Source organism: Lawsonibacter sp. LCP25S3_E2, assembly GCF_052117285.1.
In the GTDB taxonomy this organism is placed as follows: Bacteria; Bacillota; Clostridia; order Oscillospirales; family Oscillospiraceae; genus Lawsonibacter.
In genome coordinates, this window is the sequence record NZ_JBQKJL010000001.1 from 87579 (window position 1) to 106678 (window position 19100).

Sequence of the window (19100 nt, forward strand, 5' to 3'; positions counted from 1 at the left end):
TCGCCCGCGGAAGAGGAGGAGCAAGGAAGCGGAATAACCGGTGCCCGCAGGGTGCCGGGCATGGAGCGGACTTTGCTCCGACGAGGGGCGGCGATACCGATCTGGACACCGCTTCCAACTGATCTCTCTTCAAAATAAGAAAACACCCGGAAAACCAAGGCTTAACAGTCGTAAGGAACTATAAGTCTTGCGGTTTGGGCAGAGAACGGTGTGACCGTGAAGGTCACGCCGTTTTTCTGCGTCCAAGGGTAGATTCTGCAATGATGGGTTCTGCCAGTACGGGGATTTCCACCTCGTCTACGAAGTTGAAGATGATCTCCACCTTCTGTCTGCGCTTACCGTCAGACTTGTCCGGTGCGTGGATGATAATCTTCTTGATATACTCGTTGACAATCGTCTGCGTCAGCTCTGTGACATCCACATACTTTTTCGTCAGCGCAATGAAAGCATCCAGATCGTCGCCCATCGCCTGCCGCTGTTCAACCCATTCTTCCGTTGTTTCAATTTCGAGCTTTAACCGTTCCTGCTCAGCTTCATAATCAGCCGTCAGTTTCTTATACTTCTCCTTGCCGATCTCGCCGAGGGCGTAATCCTCATAGAGCCGGGACATGACCACATCAAGATTGGCAAGGCGTTTTCTTGCCTGCTCCATGCGCTTCTGATCTTCCCGGATGTCTCGTTCCTGATCGGCGCGGCGGTAATGCAGCCACTCCTCCTGAAAGCCCTCCACATCGCTGCGGATATACGCATTGACCGCCTGAATCCGTTCCAGTACCAGTTCCCGCAGCACATCCTCGCGGATATAATGTGCCGAGCAATCGCCGCGCCCACTCTTGTATTTGGAGCAGACGTAGTGATCCTGTTTGCCCTCAAAGCTCTTGCAGGTGGCAAAGTGGAGCTTGCCGCCGCAGTCCGCGCAATACAGCAGCCCGGAAAACAGTCCCTGCCGTTCCGCTTTTGCGGGGCGGCGCTTGTTTTTGCGCAGCTCCTGCACTCTGTCCCACTGTGCCTGAGAAACGATTGCCTCCTGTGTATCCGGTACGATGAACATATCCTCCGGCGCGTTGGGAATCCGCTTTTTCAGCTTGTAGGACTTGGAGTAGGTCTTGAAATTACAGGTGCAGCCGGTGTATTCCTGTCGTTCCAAAATACCGACGATGGATTGATCCTTCCATCCATACGGATTCTTGGGCAGCGGCTTTCCCTTGCGGCTGGCATACAGGGCTTTGGTCGTGAGAACCTGATCGCGCTCAAGAATCCGGGAAATCTGCTCCGGACCTTTGCCGTCGATGCAGAGGTCAAAAATGCGCTTGACAACCGGCGCGGCTTCCTCGTCCAGGATCCACTTGTCCTTGTCGTTTGGGTCACAGCGGTAGCCGTAGGGCGGCTTGCCGAGGTGCTTGCCGCTGGTGCCGCGCTGATGCAGGCTGATACGGACTTTCTTGGAGGTATCGCGCGGATACCACTCGTTGAACAGGTTGCGGACCGCAGCAAAGCCCTCTCCGTCCCCACGCTGGCTATCCACGCCGTCGTTGACGGCAATGAAGCGCACATCGTAGCTGGGGAAGATAATGTCGGTGTACTGGCCTACAGTCAGGTAATCACGACCAAAGCGGGATAGGTCTTTGCAAAGCCAGCAGCCTACCAATCCCTGCTTTACCAGTTCAAAGCCCTCCTGTACGCCAGGACGCTGAAAGTTCGTGCCGGTATAACCGTCGTCCACCAGAATTTTCAGGTTTGTGTAGCCATGATCTCGTGCGTATCTGGTTAAAAGCTCGCGTTGATTCTGTATCGAATTCGACTCGCCATCCTGCGAATCCTCATTGCTGAGGCGGCAATAGAGTATCGTGATTTTTTGCTGATCCGTCATAACGTCCTCCTTCACGTTCGGGTCAGCCGACAGAATCGGTGTGCTTAGCATTATTTTACCATAGTTTTGTGTCGCTGTCATTAACAAGCCACCTCCCGGTCAGAAAAAATGAGCCGTTTTACCTTGGCGGTAAGCGGCTCGGTTCCGTCACAGACGGTTTCAATGGTGTACCATGTGTTTCCAATCTTGCGCTCCACGGTTTTGCAGAAGCGGCTTCGCCTGTTCCAATAGGCCTCGCACTCCTGCAAAAAGGACTCCGGCGGGTCAAAGATCGGATCAAAGTAGCTCTCATGATCAAAGACCTTGCAAAGCTCAAAGACCAGATCGTCTTTCCCCTCCATCACGGCACGGTTGATTTCGTCAATGCTGATAATTTTTCCCATATATGATTCCTTTCTCATAATTCTATTTCGGTTTTGCGGCTGTGCAGTTGTGTCTGCTGCCGCTCCTGCTCATGCTGCATTTCATAAATGTTGTAGTGAATGGCCCAGAGCTTTTTAACGTCGGCGTAAAGCGGCGAAAGCTCTGTCTGAATATCCTTGTACTCCTGCTCCAACCGCTCACGTTCTCTGCGCCATGCGGTGATGGGTATCTTGCCATCCTTGAAAAACGGTTTCAATTTGCGCTCCGCCATGTAGAACGTCCGCAGCGTATCGTCATGCTCCGACTTGTATTTCTGTCTGGATTTTTCAAAGCGGATACTTCCCAGCTTATCCGCAACCGGTTTTCCATCGACATAATACTGTGCCATACGCAGCAGCTCGTCCAGCTCCTTGATGCGGGATTGCTTTTCCCCGACAGAGGCCTTCATTGCGTTGATGCTGTTCTGCATGGAATGCAGCGCGGCATCCAGATCATCGGTGGTAAAAAGTTGCTTCTCCTGCAAGAAGCGGAACGCATCCGCATACCGCTGTAAGTTGGCTGTCTTGGCCTTTGTGCTGTATGCGCCTTTATTGCGGTTATTGTAATAGGTCATTAGCAGATTGTTCAGCATGGGCGGCTGTGGCTTGGAAAGTTCTTCCTTAACCGCTTTCAGCCATTTCAGCAAAGAGGCGATTTTATTCTTTGCTTCCCGCAGCATGGCGTTGGTTTTGCGAACCCAGCGGTTGAAGTCGCCCTTGTCGGTACGGATGCCCTTCGCTTCCATTGCGCGGACAGACGGTCCCTCATGGACGGTAGGAATCTGTTCAATGCCTTGCCGCTCATAGCTGCGGTGGTCGATCCGGCATTCCACATCTTTCTCCGCAAACTTCGCGTTGCACAGATCAGCCCACGCCTGCCGCCAATGCTCCAAGGTGTCGGGGCTGCCCCAATCGGTGGTCGAGACAGCATTGAATACATAGTTGCCCGCCTCATCCAGAATGCGTTCTCCATGCTCGTCCAACACATATTCCCGCCGCTGCTTATTGCCCCATCTACCATCCGGCTTGATGGGGCGAATGGGACACATGACATGAAAGTGCGGATTGGAAATGCCGACGTCCTCCTTGTCGGGAGAATGAACAGCAAAGTCCACCACCATCCCTCGGCTCACAAAGTTCTCTAACAAAAATTGCCTTGCCAGAGCGATGTTCTCCTGCATGGAAAACTCGTTCTGCAAGGCAATGTCAAAGCTGTATGCAAGCTGGGCTCTCTTCCCGCGTTCGGCTTTCTCTACGGCGTTCCAGAGCGTTTCGCGGTCTGCGTACTCCGGCGGCGCGTGGGACGGCAACAGGATTTCAGAGCAGATCACGCCGCCTTTTCGGGTGTAGTCGCTGATCTCGCCGTAGTATTCGCTGTGCAGCTTTTCCCCGGCACGGTAGGCAGCAGACGCCACAGCGGACTGTCCCGCACTGCGCTTGATCTGGGTTACATGAAAATGGAATAACGCGATATTCAGCACCCCTCTTTCTGTTCAGCCCGGTTGTGTTCGTTGACCGCTTCCATGAGCAGACCTTTGACCTCCGGCAGGTCAAAGACCTTTTCGGCAAAAGCGTAAAACTCAGCGCGTGTCAACAGCTTCGTCAGCGGAGAGATGCTTTCCATATCCGCACTGCGAACGATCAGATTGTGTGCGCGTTTGGTTCGGTCGCCGCGCTCATAGTAGGCAATGCGGTTTTCCAGACGCTGCTTCTTGTGCTGTTCCTGTGCAAGCTGCTGCTCAATTTTTTCTTTCTCGGCATTCAGCTCGGCAAGGGTTTTCTGTTTTGGCATTGTGTGACCTCCTTCAAAATTAGTGAAATAGTTATCCAGACTTTGCGGCGGAAATTGTCTGCGTCAGCAGATGGTTTCCACCGCGAAGTGCGCCGGGATAGCTGCATAGGCAGCGCAAGGGAGGCACTCCCTTGTACGGAACGAAGTGACGCAAAACAGCCGTGATACTCAGATATCTGGGCTGTCTGCCTCGCAGAGCGCACATACTCCCGTCAGGAGAGTATAGAAATGCGCCCTTAGTCCCGGTGGGACTTTCGGGATATTCTCGGATCGTCAGTTTTTCTTTCGCTGCCAAACAATCTCGTAGCCCAGCGCGTCGGCAAGCTGGACAGCCTCGACATAGCGCAGGGATTCCCGCTGGAGCTTGTTGGACAGGTTTGACACGCTGTCAGACCAGCCGTGTTCGTCCCGTAGCAGATCGACTACCTCCTGCATGGTCATTCCTTGACGGACGATGTACGACTTGATCTCATTTCTCAGCTTGGATTTCATCAATTTTTACCTCCATAATTTCGTGTAGTGTGGTTTCGTATCGGTGATGCTGGTGTGCGGGGAGATGAAAAATCTGCCATGCCACAAATCCGCTCAGATTTCCGCCGGTGATGCCCTGTACGCAGCAGCCCCCTATCGGCTTCATCGTTCTGCGTGAGGTCATGCGGAACGGTGGGATAGGCTACATCCCGGTGCAGCGGCTTCACGCTTCGGTAAATCACCGGATGGTGCAGTGCGTTCGGCTTGCGGCGAAAATCTTCACGGATTTCACGAGCATTGATTTTTATGCTGCAAAATTGAGCCGACGGTGTACGGCTCGGTACAGAAAAGCTCTCTTGTGTACGCTTCTGTACGCCGGTTTTGCGTACCAGCCGCCGATTCGACGTCAGATTTTACACTCCACCGTGAAATACTCCACGGCAAGCACAAGCAAAATCGCATTTTGCAGATGAAGTTGAAAACAGCCGTACAGAGTGTACGGCGTGTACGGCACTTTTGAAGTCCAGTTCTCATTTTTAATACGGCAGCGGATTGACCACCTCAATGCCCATGAACCCGCGCACCCGCTTGCCGCCGACATGGACATTGTTGGTGGCCTCCACATTGTAAAGCTGCTCATTTTGTGCAAGCTCAGAGCTGACACGGTTGGCAGACATAGGCTTCTGCGCGTTATCATCGCACCATCTTGTGTAGGCTTCATAGATCGCCTTGGAGCTGGCTTCACTGTCTGCCCGAAAGCGGATATAACCCTCAGATTGCAGGAACTCGATCACGTTGTTGCTGCTGCGCTTGACCGTCTCCATATTCTCTCTGGCGTTGCCCGAAATGCTGAACTGATAGTTGTTCCCAATCAGCTGGTGCAATCCCTCCAGGCACCAGAGGAAGATACCCTCTTTCTCCCGCATCAGCTTATCCACCAGAAACGGATCGTCCGCTCTGCCTGCGGGCCGGTCTTTGGTGGTCAGCACGATCTGGCGGCGAAAGAAACCGTCGGACTTGTCGTGCAAAGCCGTCAGCGCACCGTTGCCGAAACAGAGAAAACGCACATAGAGCTGGCTTTGATAGCTCTGAACGCCCTTGCGTTCCATGTCCATCTTGCACTCGGATGTGACGATGGATTTGATATAGTTGGTCTTAGGTAGGGCGCTCATGTCCATATCATCATCTACCATCAGGAGCTTGTTTTCCAAATCCGCACGGCTGAACCGGTTGCTCTCCACCTTCTGGATGCTGGTGGTATTCATGCTGTCGCCCAGCAGCGAGCGCATAACCAGCCCGATGCGACTTTTACCCTCGCCGCCCTTGCCGATGAGCATGAGCATCTTCTGCCCCTTAGTGGTGGGCAGCAGGCAGTAACCCAAAAACTCCTGCAAGGTGGGAATATCCTCCGGTTGCAGCAGTTCGGATAGGAATTGCAGCCAGCGGTTTGGTGCAGGTGCATTGGGATTATAAGAGACGGTCAATCGGTTGTTGCAGTAGCTCTTGTCGGCGGTGAAGCTGCCGTCCATGAAATACGTCCCGTTGGCAACATGGATGCGATCTGTTTCAATGGGCAGCGGCGGCGAATACGCTTGCAGCTTGATGCTGGCAAGCAGATTTGTCACAACTTTGGACAGCCCGGAGGTCAGAACTCCGGAGATTTCCTCCAGAATGAGATTGCCGATTTGTCCCTCGTCCTCAATCAGCCCATCCACCGTGAACAGCCGCCCGCGCACACATTTCATGGGGTGTTTGTCCAAAAACTGCTGGCAGAACAGCACCTCATTGATGTGTCTGCCGTCGTACCACTCAGGCCACGCCTGCGGTGTTGTTGTCATTTTCGTCCTCCTTGTGAATTTCCTCTAATCTTTGCCGCAGCTCTTCCAGCTTTCCGTCCGCCATCTGCTGCTGAACCACTTCGGCGCGTTCGTGGGAATCCCCGGCGCACAGAATATCCAAATAGTATTCTGTCTGGTCGAGGTTGTGGCAGGCTTCTATAAATCGCTCGTGAAGCGGCTCGTCCTGTGTGAGTGGCGCATACCGTACCTTCCAGTCCCGCAGCACACGGGCATAATCGGACAGAACAGAAAAGCACAGCCGCTCGTTTTCCATGAGCTGCTGTGCTTCTGTTTGCTGTCTGCGTTTTTCAAGAATTTCCTTTGTCGGTGGTCTGTTCGTGTCAATGCCGAAGTCTGCTGCAAGCTGCTGAGCGGCTTCGTAAATCGGCAGGGTAAAAAAGTTGGCGGCAAAGTCGATCACGTCCCCATGTGCGCCGCAGGCAAAGCAATAATAGTAATCGTCTGCTACAAGCAAGCTGGGGTGCCGGTCGTTGTGAAACGGGCAAAGTGCTTTGCCTTGCCGGTTGACAGATACCCCGTACCGTTCCGCAGCTTCCCGACAGTTCACGCCATATTTGACGTTTTGAAAAAGGTTCATGCTGTATCCTCCGTAAAATAGATTCAAGAGGCTGTTTCTTCACATCTCTGTCTGTTTTATGTTCAGATCCTCTGCGGACAGGCGGATAACATGACAAGTTCATTTCAAAAAACATGACAGGTCTTTCCACGTTCATATTCTCGTGGTATAATTAAAATAAAAAAACATGACAGGAGGACGCAGCATGGCACAGGAGCTTATCAGCCACAAGGTTTTATCTTTGGATTTCTGGCAGGATACCGTGACCTACGCGGGCAGCGTCATGCCGACCGGAACGATCGGCTGCGCGGTATTGAACATTCCCGACGAAACGATCACGCGATTGGACGCGCCGTGCATGATCCTGAATCAACTGCTGACCGGCATTGGCTTAAAGAATGTAGATATGCAGCTTCTCCCGAAAGCGCAGGAGGCGGGACGGGCTATCATTCACGAGCTGCACGATGTCCAGCCGTTTTCCCATTTGGACAGAAAACAGTTTGAAGATTACCTCACGCCGGCGTTTTCCGAAGAAGCGTTTGCCGAACTGAACAATTATTTGCAGCTTTCGATGGAGCAGCAGGCGCTCAGCGGTGTCATGGGCACACAGCCTTTGGCGGCACTCCTGATCCGCGTCATTCCGGTGCTGGGGCATCTGAGCTATTCCCTGCGACAGTATAAAATGACGTTGACTGCATTTGCAGAGTTCTTGCAAGAAAACGCCGAAATACGGACGCCCATTGGATATGCCGCCGCGTTTGGGCAGTTTTTCAGGGAGAACGCCACCTTGGAAGAAAGCAATCCGTCGTGGATGGCGCTGACCAATGCGACGGTGCAGTATGTTCCCGCGATCCATCCCGGCAATGCGGAGGCGCAGCTCGTCAAGCGGATGCACTTTGTATCCTTTGTTGGGATGTTTCGCGCCGATCTTTTTGAGGGGTTATGCGTCGGGCACGCGCCGAGAAAATGCGCCGTCTGCGGGAAATGGTTCCTGACCACCGACGCGCGGCACACGAAATATTGCAGCGGCTACGCGCCAAATGACAAACGCGGTCGCACCTGCCGTCAGGTCGGAAATCTTCGCGGGCGGGAGCAGCGGGAGCTTGCCCCTGACCATCCTATCAAGAAAATCTATACAAAGCGGTTCAACACGATCACGCAGTATCTTGGGCGCGGCACGCTGGACGAGCAGACCGCCGCCGTGATGAAAGCACTTGCAAAAAGCAAGCTGGAAAAAGCGCTGCAAGACAATGACTATGCGCAGGGTAGCTATGCCACCGAAATGGAGCAGACGGCTTTGTTGGCAGAAGCGAAAGCGAATAGGAAGCAGTAATCAAAACCCACAGCGGAAGGAGGTGCGGAGATGAAGGATAATCGTAATGAGATGATACCAGCGCAGTTTGTGGACTGGACATGGGATTTGACCGGCTATGTGGCAAAAGTACCGTTCTATAATGCCGATGATCTGACCATGCGCGAAGTCCAGAACGTCTTTCAGCTTGACCCGGAACCGCCCAAAATGGAACTGAACGACTACATACGCGAAACAGCCCATCGCAAAGACCTTGCATACTTTTCCTTCTTCCTGCACCACTTTGAAAAGCGGCTGAACGGTGTAATTTACCGCTTTCTCACCCGCAACGGATATGACCGCTACGACCCGGCGCGGTTTCTGGACTACAAGCTGGAAGTCCTGCAAATGCTGCTGTACTGTCTGCCGAGGTTTGACCCAGAGCAGGAGACGGAGTTTCTGAAATACGCGAAACACTATATCCGGGACGGACTGCTGTTCTGCCGTATGATGGGCGAAGCCGGTTCCTTTGCCAGCCTTGCGGAGTACCGGCGTGTGCGGCAGATTGGCGCGATATATAACAATTCGGGTAAAAGCCGCGCAGAGGTCATTTCTGAGTTCGCCGCCCAAAGCGGATATAAGGGCGAAAGCGTTTCTGCGGACGAGCTGCTGACCATTGCCCGGCGCAACCGCAGTATCGTTTCCCTCTATCGAACGGAGCAGGACGAGGACGGCGAGGAAACTGGCGAGGATGTGACGCGCGACGATAGCTGGAACTATGCCGACATCCTCTGGAACGGGATTCGGGCAAAGGCAGTAGCGGCGGCATTTGACCAGCTATCCTATAAAGAGCAATGGTATCTGGAAAAGCGGAACGCCATCTGCATGACCTGCGGGCGCGTCAGCACTTTGTCTACGCAGTCCACCTTTGAGGACTTGGCGGTGGATTTTGAGGGAACAACAGCCAGCGGCGCGGAGAGGTTTTACCGGCGCACGTTGGACAAGCTGCGCCTGAAGCTGCTGGAACGCGGCCTTGTTCATACCGTGACGCTGAAGCAGACCGAGTGCCGCAAAAGGAACAAAAAAATAGCCGCCGCTGTCTACCTGTATCAGGCGGACAACGACGGCGAATGGGGTGAGATTCGGTTTGATTTTGAAAGCAGCACAGCGGAGATTGTGAAGCTGGCAGATTGGGACACGATAAAATCCAATGTCTTTGCTAAGACAGCAATACGATATGTCCAGAATTTGCCGGAGGTACGGCTGCTGAAATCCGTGGTCGTGCCGTTTGAGATGGGCGTTCCGGAAAAACCAGTCCTTCCGACGAACGCGTCAAAAGCATTGAGGGGCAATTCGGCACACACGATCTCTCTGCGGCAGACGGAGTGCCGGAAAAAGGGTGAAACGATTACCGCTGCTGTCTATCAATATCTGGTGGACAACGACGGCGAGTGGGGCGAGCTGCGGTTTGACTTTGAGAACGGCACAGCCGAGATAGTAAAACTGGCAGATTGGGACACAGTGAAATCTAACGTCTTTGCAAAAACAGCGATCCGGTACATACAGGGATTTCCGAAAGCGAGACTGCTGAAATCTGTGACCGTGCCGTTTTGGAAAGGCAGGGCATAATTACCCGCAGAGCATGACCTTTGCGCAGAACAGGCCGTCCTGATAGGTGACTGTACTCACCCCACCGGATTTTTCTGCGATATGGCGGACGGACTGGATACCAACACCGTCTCCTTTTCGCTTGGAGGACAGAAATACCCCGTCTTTTTCCCGGATAACTCCATCATACGTGTTCTCAACCTGAATCAGTGCCAGACTGTTTCCATGCAGATAGGCGGTCAGCGCGATTCTGCGTCTGGCAGGTGCAGTACGCAGGCTGGCTTCCAGCGCATTCTCCAGCAGATTAGAGAGGACCAGGCACAGATCGATCTCGTCTACTGGAAGACATTCCGGCAGATCGAGCTGCACGGAAAATGGGATCTGCTCCCGCTTCGCAAGTGCGCAGTAATACCCGACCACGCCGTCTGCCGCCCGGTTTTCACAGAAATGCAGCTCCAGACTCGGGATTCTGGAAACTGCGCTGGAAAGATAGGCTTTGATCTTTTCAAGATTCCCTTCTTCTGCAAGGGCAGCGAGCTGACAAAGCTGGTGGCGCAGATCGTGCCGCGCCTGCCGGGCTTCCTCAATGGCAGCTTTCAGGCTTTCGTAGCGCTGCTGCTGCATGGAAAGCAGCTGGTTCTCCTGCTGCAATCTCACATTCCGGTTGATGCTGATCGCCATCAGAAGGAAGATTGCGTTGAAGAAAAGCATCAAAAACAAAAGTGTGGTGCTGATCACAAAATACCCCTGCAAAACACGCCCGGTATAGAGCGTGTCCGCATACTTGGGGATCATAAACAGATTCAGCGCAATGAACACCAGCGGCAGCACCCAGAACACATACCATGTCTGCGCAAAGTTTTCATCCTCGACCATCCTCCGCACGCTGTGCGTCGCAGGATAATAGGCGATGGCGGCAAACAGCCAGCAGATCGCATGATAGCAAATCGCAGACCGCAGACAGAACCATGGCGCAGCCTGCGCCTGCGGTAAACCGGTCAGCATAGCGGCGTTGATTGCCCGGCAAAGGCTGTTGATACAGGCAAATACCGCACAGACAGATAATGCAACCGTTCCGGATTTCCAAAGCGAGATCCGGAGCGTTTTTATGTAGATCACGACTGCAAGCAAGGTTATGTCTACGGTGCAGACGGAAAGCTGGCGGAGGTTGACAACGCGCTCTGGTCGATCACGGATGAGGCAGGCGCTGCCGTGGATACCCTGTCCGACGGCACACTGTATGAGCTGCGTGTGAGCGTCGCAGACGGCAGCGCGTTCGACCTGAGCGAGGCGGAAAAGGAGATCAAAATTTCCGTTGTGCTTGCAAAGTAAGTCTCAAGAAAGGTTCCGGTTCCAAAAGCGCCGGAGCCTTTCTGCCAATTTGCTTCTTACAAAATTGCGAATCAATCCTGCAAGACAGAGCTTACCGGAGGCAAAGCCGCCAAGTGAGGTTGTTGTGATGTTTGATCAAGCAATGTGATCCTAAAAATTTATAATTATTATTCAAGCAATCGCTTGATTTATTTTGCGGAGTCTGATATGCTATTATAAGAAACACTGGATAATGCACAGAAATGGGGGATGTGTTTTGAGGGAAGAAAAGAAAGCTGAAAAGAGACAGGAGCTTGTAGACGCCTGCCTTGGCTGCTTTGTCGAAAAGGGGCTGACCGTTGCCACCACGAAAGATCTCTGCAAGGCGGCAAAGCTGCAAAACGGCGGCATCTACTATTACTTCTCCACCAAAGAGGAAATCGTTCTTGCCTGCGCCGAGGAAGCGATCAGTCGAATTGAAAAAGCTGCGTTTGCCATCGTGTTTGAAGATATTCGTGACATCAAAAGCATGATGGATCATCTCGGTGAGCTGGCGGATAAAATGTCGCCTACCATGCGCTTTCTGGTCAGCGTATGTGTGTCGCGCGAATACGGAGAAAAGATAAAGCCTTCCCTTGTGCGGCTTGCCGCAAGATACCCTTATTACACGGGGAGGATTGCGGAGATCCTCGGCTGCACCGACGAAGATGTTGCGCCGTTCGTTCATCTGTCGATCCTCGCCATCAACAATTATATGATCTTTGCCGAGCGAGCGCTGTTTGACCCACAAATCGAAGCGGTCAAAAAAGAGCTTTCAAGGCTTGCAGAAAGAAAGGGGCGGAATAATCGATAGTTTACCATAAAGAGAAAATCACAAACGACTTCATAGTCAATCCATACGCACAAACCGTTCCGTGAAGATGACCAAAAACAGAAGAGAATCATAGGAGGACAACATGAAAAAGGTACTTGCAATTCTACTATCGCTGCTTACGCTGCTTTCCTGCGGGCTTCTTTCCGCCTGCTCTGCCGAAAAAACGCAGCCGGATACATTGGATACTGAAACCGTGTGGGAAACGGTCAGCGAGGCATACATCTATGCGTTCCCGCTGGTGCTGACCGACGCAACCAAAACATTATCGACCAATACGGACGGGACCATGACTGGCCGTGCGCCCATCAATCAGTTCAACCATGCACAAAAGCTGGCGGATGCCTCTTTCCGCACCGTTGTGACGCCGAACGTCGATACCGTCTACTCTCAGGCGTGGCTTGACATCAGTGAAGAGCCTATGATCTTCGTTCTGCCGGAAGCGGATCGCTTCTGCAACATACAGTTGCTGGATGCATGGACGAACACTGCCGCCGTGCTGGACAAGGCGGGTGCTTATGCCATCGCGCTTCCCGGCTGGGAGGGCGAGCTGCCCGACGGTGTGACGCGCGTGGACGTGCCCACCGCAACGGTGTGGTCGATCACCCGCACGGTGCTGTCCGGGAACGAGGATCTGCCCAATGTCTGTGCCATTCAGGAGCAGATGCAGCTCCTGCCGCTTTCGGCTTATGTACAGGGAGGCGAGTATGCCGCACCGCAGGGAGCTTATAAAAAGGAAAATGACTTTGTTCCCGTGAACAAGGTGCTTTCCATGACGCCAGCAGAGTTTTTCAATACGGCGAACGCTCTGATGCAGGTCAACCCGCCCGCCGATGCGGATGAGGAACTGCTGAAGAAACTCTCCGCCATCAACGTGGGCGCGGGCAAGACCTTCGACGCCGCCCTCCTGGGCGAAGGAGCTGCCGAGCGCTGGACGCAGATGCTTCAGGGGCTTCGCGCCACGCTTGCCGCCGACGGCGCGAAGTATGCGCAGAAACTCGGTCAGTGGATCTATTACGGCAAGCCCATCGGCGACTTCGGCACGGAGTATACCTACCGCGCGATGGTAGCGCTGGTGGGGCTTGGCGCCAACACCGTGGACGTGGCGATCTATCCCAAGACAGCGGTGGATGAGACCGGCGCAGCGCTGACCGGAGAAAAGAAGTATACGCTCCACTTTGAAACCCTTCCTCCCACGCTGGAGGGCGGCTTCTGGTCCGTGACCGCCTACGGAGAAGATGATTTCCTCATTGACAATTCCATCGACCGCTACTGCATCAACGACCGCTCCGACTTCAAGCTGAATGCGGACGGCACATTGGATATTATCCTGTCCAAGGATGCACCGGAAGACACCTCTAACTGGCTGCCTGTTTCCGACGGGGAATTTCATCTGTTCATGCGGATCTATGTACCGGATATGACAGCACTGGATAGCTGGCAGCCACCTGTTATCCGCGAACAATAAGGAGATGGAAAAAGAATGGCTATGAAACGTATTGCAGCAATGCTTCTTACATCGGTACTATTGCTGTCCTGCGTCGGCTGTGCGCAGGATGGGCGCAAAGAGCCGGGCGCGGAAAAGGCAGACCTGGGTCTGACCACCGAGGTCAAGCCCGCCACAGACTTTACGGTAAAGGCAAATGCCGCCGTCTACGATGAACTTGACTTCGATGATAAGCAGGAATATGAATTCGCCACCCGTGGACTGATCGACGCGCCGGAAACACTGGAACTGAAGGACGAGAATGGGACGATCCTCTGGAGTCAGGAAGCCTATGCGTTCCTGGACGATTATGAAAAAGCGCCTGACAGCGTAAATCCCAGCCTCTGGGAGAACACGAAGAACAACCATGCCTATGGTCTTTTTGAAGTGACGGATGGCATCTATCAGGTCCGCGGCTATGACATGGCAAATCTCACCGTTGTCAAGGGTGATACCGGCTGGATCGTCTTTGACACGCTGATGAGCGTGGAGTGCAGTCAGGCTGCCATGCAGCTAATCGAAAAGAATCTTGGTAAATTCCCGGTCAAGGCCGTCATCATCTCTCATTCCCACGCCGACCATTTTGGCGGCATCGCCGGCGTGATGGCGAAAGAGGATAAGGCAGACGAGACACTTTCTATTGAAGATCAGCTCGCCAGCGGCAAAATCCCCGTGATCACGCCTGTGGGCTTCACGGAGCACTCCGTGAAGGAAAATGTCTACGCCGGTAAGGGTATGGGCCGCCGCAGCAATTATCAGTATGGCGTCCTTCTGACCCCCGGCGTGACCGGCAAGCTGGCGCAGGGCATCGGCATGGGACAGTCCACCGGAACGGTCTCGTTCATGACGCCCAGCTATGAAATCATGCAGTCCGGCGAAAAGCTGACGATCGACGGTGTGGAGCTGGAGTTCCAGCTCACGCCGGGTACGGAAGCGCCCGCCGAAATGAACACGTGGCTGCCCCAGTACAAGGCGCTTTGGATGGCGGAAAACTGCACCGGCACGCTCCACAATCTCTACACGCTGCGCGGCGCGGAGGTGCGCGACGGCGCGGCATGGGCAAGCTATATCACCGAGGCCATTTCCCTTTACGGCAAGGACGCGGAGGTCACCTTCCAGTCCCACAACTGGCCGCACTGGGGAAACAACGTGGTGAACGACTACATGGTCAACACGGCTGCCGTGTATAAGTTCATCAACGACCAGACTCTGACCTATATCAATCAGGGCTACACCAGCGATGAGATCTCCAACATGATCGAGCTGCCGGAGGCGCTCAATAAAATCTGGTACACCCGCCAGTACTACGGGACGGTCGCCCACAACGCCAAGGCGGTCTACCAGAAGTTCATGGGCTGGTATGACAGCAACCCTGTCAACCTGAACCCCCTCATGCCAAGCGACAGCGCAAAAAAATGGGTGGAGTACCTGGGGGATGTTGACAAGGTCCTGCAAATGGCAAAGGCGGATTTTGACAAGGGTGAATATCAGTGGGTCGCAGAGGTCACAAACACCATCGTCTTTGCCGACCCGACAAACACCGACGCGCGGCTTCTGTGCGCCGATGCACTGGAGCAGCTGGGGTATCAGGCGGAGTCCGGTCCGTGGCGCAACGAATATCTGACCGCCGCGCAGGAGCTGCGCCATGGAAACGCCAATTTCACCGCTTCCACCAAATCTACCGGCGACATGGTCAAGGCCCTCTCCGCGCCTATGCTGTTTGACTACATGGCCATTGTCATGGACAAGCAGGCGCTGGCTGACCGCGATTTCACCATGAACGTGATCCTGCCTGACGTGGGCGAACAGCACATGCTCCGCGTGAAGAATGGTGTGCTGCTGGTCTATGCGGATACATTGTCTGATGATGCGGACGTGTCTATTACCTGCCCGAAGAATGCGCTGTTTGCGATCCTGACCAATAATCAGGAAACGGTTGCAAAGGCCGTCAAGGTCGAGGGCAGCGCAGAGCTGCTGACGCTGATGATGGAGAATATGAACCAGTTCCTGATCACCGGAGCCAACCCCTTCAACATCATCGAGCCGTAACGGCTTTGCGTGGCGGTCAGTGGGAAGACCGCCACGCTCGAGAGAAAACAGCAAGATGCTTTCAACGTAAATCAAAAGCTGTCTGTTTCTGTTGGAAACAGACAGCTTTTGCAGCCTTACGGTTGCCCTGCACACCCGAATCTGTCAGCCAACAGTAAAAATTAGAATTACTTCCTTATCACTGTTAAGCCAAAGGTTTTCCGGGTGTTTTTTATGCAGCCATCCGCTCTCCCAGCACCATGCCATAGCGAAAAACCGCCGCGGTGGAGAGCAAAAACACATCCGTCAGCGCAAAGCCAAAGAGCGTACCGGTGATGAGCCGCCGGATATTTCCGCTCTCATAGGAGGTGAACATCTGAATTCCCCCATCCAGCACCATAGGCACCATCAGCACCAACAGTCCCCAGAGGGGCGGGCGGACAAAGGCAACGCTGCCCAAAGCCGCAAAAATCCCTAAGAGTTCTCCGGTACACCGGGCGCACAGGGGAAATTTTTGTCCCTTGTAATGAAAGCTCCGGCTGTCCAGACCATGGCACCCGAATACAATGGGCAGCCACTTATAAAGCCAGGCCCTCAAAACAGGGCAAAGCTGATTCCGCCAACCAGAGCAACGAAGTACCAGAACGCGGACAAGCCCACCGCCACCAGTGCGCCGATGCCCGCCGCCTTAGCCGTTTTCGGTTTCTGATCCTTCCACACCAGGTACAGCACCAGTCCGGCAACGGGGATACAGCAGCCCAGCAGGCCCCATCCGAGGCCTCCATTGTCCTGAACCGGAGGCACCGAGTACTGCGGCTCGCCGCAGGAGGGGCAGACCATTGCCTGATCGCTGATGGGAGCTCCACATCGTTTACAGTAAGCCATAGATAACCTCCATAAAAACGTGCCTGGAAGGACACGCCGTTTTCTAAACTAAGTATAAACGGACAACGGAAAAAAAGCAAGGCGGTAGGAAAAAATCCCACCGCCTTCGACTATTTCTCCAAGCCCATTTCCTCCATAGCGTGGAGCATATGGATGGCCATGGCGTGCTCCGCCCCGGCCGGGTCCCGCTTTTCAAAAAATTCCATCAGCAGGGCGTGATCCCGCAGAGTATCCTGGGCCAGCTTATCCCCGTGCTCTCCGGAGACAATGGCCGTCTCCACCGCCTGGCCGATGATGGGCAGCAGACGCATCATAAACTCGTTATGGGTGGCCCGGACGATGGCGGCGTGAAAGTCCCGGTCGGCCTGGGTCCGGTCCCGACCGGAACGGATGCAGTCCTCCACATCCTTTCCCAGAGACAGGATCTCCGTCAGCTCCTCCCGGCTGGCCCGAGCACAGGCCAGGGCCGCTACCCCAGGTTCGAACATAGCACGGAGCTCAAACAGATCCCGCAGCTTTCCCCGCACCCCGTCCAGGGTGCGAAAACCAAAGTCCTCCAACTCCCCCACCTGCCGGGAGACAAAGGTCCCCCGGCCCCGGTGGACCTCCAGCACCCCCTGCATAGTCAGGGCCTGAATAGCCTCCCGGAGGGTAGCCCGGCTCACACCCAGTTCTCGGGACAGCTCCAGCTCGTTGGGCAGCTTGTCCCCAGGGCCTACCCGTCCCTCGGCCACGATGATCCGATACAATGTTTCCGCCGTCTGGCGGGATAAATTTCCCCGCATGGGTCTTCTCCCCCTTGACATTTGTAATATTATGATATAGCATAAGGTCAGACATTTCAAGAGTAATCAGACAACTCTTACTAGTTTCAGGAGGTCATCCCCATGCGTTCGGATGTTGTAAAAAAAGGCGTCCCCGCGGCCCCCAACCGCTCCCTGCTCTATGCCCTGGGCTACACCAAGGAGGAACTGGAGCGCCCTCTCATTGGCGTGGTATGCTCCTACAACGAAATTGTCCCCGGCCACATGAGCCTGGACAAGATTGCCCAGGCGGTCAAGGCCGGCATCCGCGCCGCCGGCGGCACTCCCGTGGAGTTTCCCGCCATCGCCGTGTGTGATGGCATTGCCATGGGCCACGTGGGTATGAAGTATTCCCTGGTCACCCGCGACCTCATTGCCGACTCCACGGAAGCCATGGCCATGGCCCACCAGTTTGACGGCCTGGTGATGATCCCCAACTGCGACAAGAACGTCCCCGGTCTGCTCATGGCCGCCGCACGGGTGAACATCCCCACCATCTTTGTCTCCGGCGGCCCCATGATGGCCGGCACCCTGAATAACGGCCGGCGCACCTGCCTCAGCCACATGTTTGAGGCGGTGGGTGCCTACTACGCCGGCAAGCTGGACGAGGCGGGCGTGGAGGAATATGAGCAGAACGCCTGCCCCACCTGCGGCTCCTGTTCGGGCATGTACACCGCCAATTCCATGAACTGCCTCACCGAGGCCATTGGCATGGGCCTTCCCGGCAACGGCACCATCCCCGCTGTCTACTCCGCCCGGCTGCGCCTGGCCAAGCACGCGGGTATGAAAATCATGGAGCTGGTGGAAAAGGACATCCGCCCACGGGACATTATGACCCAGGCCGCCTTCCACAACGCCGAGACCATTGACATGGCCCTGGGCTGCTCCACCAACACCATGCTCCACCTGCCCGCCATTGCCCACGAGTGCGGCATCGAGCTCTCCTTTGATATGGCCAACGAAATCTCGGAAAAGACCCCCAACCTGTGCCACCTGGCCCCCGCCGGGGACACCTACATGGAGGATCTGGACCGGGCGGGCGGCGTGTACGCCGTCATGGCCGAGCTTGCCAAGGCCGGCCTGCTGGACACCAGCCTCATGACCTGTACCGGCAAGACGGTGGCAGAAAACCTGGCTGGGGCGGTGAACCGCAACCCGGAGATCATCCGTCCCATTGACAATCCCTACTCCAAGACCGGCGGCATCGCCGTTCTGAAAGGCAACCTGGCCCCCAACGGCTGTGTAGTAAAGCAGTCTGCCGTGGCTCCCGAGATGATGGTCCACCAGGGCCCCGCACGGGTCTTCAACTCTGAGGATGAGGCCATCGAGGCCATCTATGCCGGCAAGATCGTGGCCGGCGACGTGGTGGTCATCCGCTACGAGGGCCCCAAGGGCGGCCCCGGCATGCGGGAGATGCTCAACCCCACCTCCGCCATTGCAGGCATGGGCCTGGACAAGGACGTGGCCCTGATTACCGACGGCCGCTTCTCCGGCGCCACCCGCGGTGCCTCCATCGGCCACGTCTCCCCGGAGGCGGCCTCCGGCGGCCCCATCGGCCTGGTGGAGGAGGGCGACCTCATCGCCATTGACATTCCCAACCACTCTATCACACTGAACGTGGACGAGGCCGTTTTGGCTGACCGTAAGGCCCGGTGGGTCTGCCCCGAGCCCAAGATCAAAACCGGCTATCTGGCCCGGTACGCCAAGCTGGTCTCCTCCGCTGACAAGGGCGCCATTTTGGAATAAGCGCCGCACTTTTTCATACGCCCCCTCTCTCTTCTTTCCTCTGTGCCAATATCCCAGGCAGCATGAGGACATAAACAAGCCCCTGCCTTTGATCCCTCTCAAAGGCAGGGGCTTCTCTTTTT

The 19100-nt window shown here is 54.9% G+C and carries 17 protein-coding genes; 6 read left to right on the forward strand and 11 right to left on the reverse strand.

Features of this window, described 5'->3' with window-relative positions; all coding sequences use genetic code 11:
• Nucleotides 1-223 precede the first annotated feature (223 nt).
• The 7 genes from ACTQ3R_RS00440 to ACTQ3R_RS00470 all read right to left on the reverse strand — a co-directional run bounded on the left by ACTQ3R_RS00440 (nt 224) and on the right by ACTQ3R_RS00470 (nt 6970).
• Nucleotides 224-1951, reverse strand: a complete 1728-nt coding sequence (locus ACTQ3R_RS00440) for a DUF4368 domain-containing protein (RefSeq protein ID WP_441777656.1) — start codon at nt 1949-1951, stop codon at nt 224-226.
• On the reverse strand, nt 1951-2253 hold the full coding sequence (locus tag ACTQ3R_RS00445) for a hypothetical protein (RefSeq protein WP_441777655.1): 303 nt from the start codon (nt 2251-2253) through the stop codon (nt 1951-1953). The genes ACTQ3R_RS00440 and ACTQ3R_RS00445 overlap by 1 nt, the downstream gene beginning before the upstream one ends.
• 14 nt (nt 2254-2267) lie before the next feature.
• Nucleotides 2268-3743 (reverse strand): MobQ family relaxase, encoded by a 1476-nt coding sequence (mobQ, locus tag ACTQ3R_RS00450; RefSeq protein WP_441777748.1) that lies wholly within the window; start codon nt 3741-3743, stop codon nt 2268-2270.
• A 2-nt stretch (nt 3744-3745) separates the two neighbouring features.
• The gene (locus ACTQ3R_RS00455; protein ID WP_441777654.1) at nt 3746-4063 is read right to left on the reverse strand and encodes a DUF3847 domain-containing protein; all 318 of its coding nucleotides are present in this window, start codon (nt 4061-4063) and stop codon (nt 3746-3748) included.
• A gap of 273 nt (nt 4064-4336) precedes the next feature.
• Nucleotides 4337-4555, reverse strand: a complete 219-nt coding sequence (locus tag ACTQ3R_RS00460; protein ID WP_441777653.1) for a DUF6471 domain-containing protein — start codon at nt 4553-4555, stop codon at nt 4337-4339.
• A 515-nt stretch (nt 4556-5070) separates the two neighbouring features.
• Entirely contained in the window at nt 5071-6372 is a 1302-nt protein-coding gene (locus ACTQ3R_RS00465; RefSeq protein ID WP_441777652.1) for a DNA primase family protein, read from the reverse strand.
• The gene (locus ACTQ3R_RS00470) at nt 6344-6970 is read right to left on the reverse strand and encodes a CHC2 zinc finger domain-containing protein (protein ID WP_302643423.1); all 627 of its coding nucleotides are present in this window, start codon (nt 6968-6970) and stop codon (nt 6344-6346) included. Before ACTQ3R_RS00470 ends, ACTQ3R_RS00465 begins: the two co-directional genes overlap by 29 nt.
• A 184-nt stretch (nt 6971-7154) precedes the next feature.
• Between ACTQ3R_RS00470 and ACTQ3R_RS00475 the strand changes: the two genes are divergently transcribed.
• Together ACTQ3R_RS00475 and ACTQ3R_RS00480 are read left to right on the forward strand one after the other, a co-directional pair.
• A complete protein-coding gene (locus ACTQ3R_RS00475) occupies nt 7155-8282 on the forward strand; it encodes a DUF6076 domain-containing protein (RefSeq protein WP_441777651.1) in 1128 nt (375 codons plus the stop codon).
• A 30-nt stretch (nt 8283-8312) separates the two neighbouring features.
• Entirely contained in the window at nt 8313-9869 is a 1557-nt protein-coding gene (locus tag ACTQ3R_RS00480; protein WP_441777650.1) for a hypothetical protein, read from the forward strand.
• Here the strand turns inward: ACTQ3R_RS00480 and ACTQ3R_RS00485 are convergent, their stop codons facing one another.
• Nucleotides 9870-10979: a GHKL domain-containing protein gene (locus tag ACTQ3R_RS00485; protein WP_441777649.1), complete on the reverse strand. Its 1110-nt coding sequence runs from the start codon at nt 10977-10979 to the stop codon at nt 9870-9872.
• A gap of 457 nt (nt 10980-11436) precedes the next feature.
• On the opposite strand from ACTQ3R_RS00485, the gene ACTQ3R_RS00490 reads away from it, so the two are divergent.
• From ACTQ3R_RS00490 to ACTQ3R_RS00500, 3 genes are all read left to right on the forward strand, one after another.
• Entirely contained in the window at nt 11437-12012 is a 576-nt protein-coding gene (locus ACTQ3R_RS00490; RefSeq protein WP_441777648.1) for a TetR/AcrR family transcriptional regulator, read from the forward strand.
• 103 nt (nt 12013-12115) lie between these two features.
• Complete coding sequence (locus tag ACTQ3R_RS00495; protein ID WP_441777647.1) at nt 12116-13498, forward strand: DUF1254 domain-containing protein; 1383 nt, start codon at nt 12116-12118, stop codon at nt 13496-13498.
• Between the two features lie 15 nt (nt 13499-13513).
• The gene (locus ACTQ3R_RS00500; protein WP_441777646.1) at nt 13514-15565 is read left to right on the forward strand and encodes an alkyl/aryl-sulfatase; all 2052 of its coding nucleotides are present in this window, start codon (nt 13514-13516) and stop codon (nt 15563-15565) included.
• Between the two features lie 211 nt (nt 15566-15776).
• Here the strand turns inward: ACTQ3R_RS00500 and ACTQ3R_RS00505 are convergent, their stop codons facing one another.
• From ACTQ3R_RS00505 to ACTQ3R_RS00515, 3 genes are all read right to left on the reverse strand, one after another.
• Nucleotides 15777-16142: a DUF2085 domain-containing protein gene (locus ACTQ3R_RS00505; RefSeq protein ID WP_441777645.1), complete on the reverse strand. Its 366-nt coding sequence runs from the start codon at nt 16140-16142 to the stop codon at nt 15777-15779.
• On the reverse strand, nt 16139-16429 hold the full coding sequence (locus ACTQ3R_RS00510) for a zinc ribbon domain-containing protein (RefSeq protein WP_441777644.1): 291 nt from the start codon (nt 16427-16429) through the stop codon (nt 16139-16141). Before ACTQ3R_RS00510 ends, ACTQ3R_RS00505 begins: the two co-directional genes overlap by 4 nt.
• A 110-nt stretch (nt 16430-16539) precedes the next feature.
• The gene (locus tag ACTQ3R_RS00515; RefSeq protein WP_441777643.1) at nt 16540-17214 is read right to left on the reverse strand and encodes a FadR/GntR family transcriptional regulator; all 675 of its coding nucleotides are present in this window, start codon (nt 17212-17214) and stop codon (nt 16540-16542) included.
• A 102-nt stretch (nt 17215-17316) separates the two neighbouring features.
• Here ACTQ3R_RS00515 and ilvD point away from each other — a divergent pair, with 102 nt between their 5' ends.
• Nucleotides 17317-18978, forward strand: a complete 1662-nt coding sequence (gene ilvD / locus ACTQ3R_RS00520) for a dihydroxy-acid dehydratase (RefSeq protein WP_441777642.1) — start codon at nt 17317-17319, stop codon at nt 18976-18978.
• Nucleotides 18979-19100 lie beyond the last annotated feature (122 nt).

Coding starts and splice junctions, on each gene's coding strand:
- ACTQ3R_RS00440 (WP_441777656.1), bottom strand. CDS start 1,951: ATGACAGCGACACAAAACTATGGTAAAATAATGCTAAGCACACCGATT.
- ACTQ3R_RS00445 (WP_441777655.1), bottom strand. CDS start 2,253: ATGGGAAAAATTATCAGCATTGACGAAATCAACCGTGCCGTGATGGAG.
- ACTQ3R_RS00455 (WP_441777654.1), bottom strand. CDS start 4,063: ATGCCAAAACAGAAAACCCTTGCCGAGCTGAATGCCGAGAAAGAAAAA.
- ACTQ3R_RS00460 (WP_441777653.1), bottom strand. CDS start 4,555: ATGAAATCCAAGCTGAGAAATGAGATCAAGTCGTACATCGTCCGTCAA.
- ACTQ3R_RS00465 (WP_441777652.1), bottom strand. CDS start 6,372: ATGACAACAACACCGCAGGCGTGGCCTGAGTGGTACGACGGCAGACAC.
- ACTQ3R_RS00470 (WP_302643423.1), bottom strand. CDS start 6,970: ATGAACCTTTTTCAAAACGTCAAATATGGCGTGAACTGTCGGGAAGCT.
- ACTQ3R_RS00475 (WP_441777651.1), top strand. CDS start 7,155: ATGGCACAGGAGCTTATCAGCCACAAGGTTTTATCTTTGGATTTCTGG.
- ACTQ3R_RS00480 (WP_441777650.1), top strand. CDS start 8,313: ATGAAGGATAATCGTAATGAGATGATACCAGCGCAGTTTGTGGACTGG.
- ACTQ3R_RS00495 (WP_441777647.1), top strand. CDS start 12,116: ATGAAAAAGGTACTTGCAATTCTACTATCGCTGCTTACGCTGCTTTCC.
- ACTQ3R_RS00500 (WP_441777646.1), top strand. CDS start 13,514: ATGGCTATGAAACGTATTGCAGCAATGCTTCTTACATCGGTACTATTG.
- ACTQ3R_RS00510 (WP_441777644.1), bottom strand. CDS start 16,429: ATGGCTTACTGTAAACGATGTGGAGCTCCCATCAGCGATCAGGCAATG.
- ACTQ3R_RS00515 (WP_441777643.1), bottom strand. CDS start 17,214: ATGCGGGGAAATTTATCCCGCCAGACGGCGGAAACATTGTATCGGATC.
- ilvD (WP_441777642.1), top strand. CDS start 17,317: ATGCGTTCGGATGTTGTAAAAAAAGGCGTCCCCGCGGCCCCCAACCGC.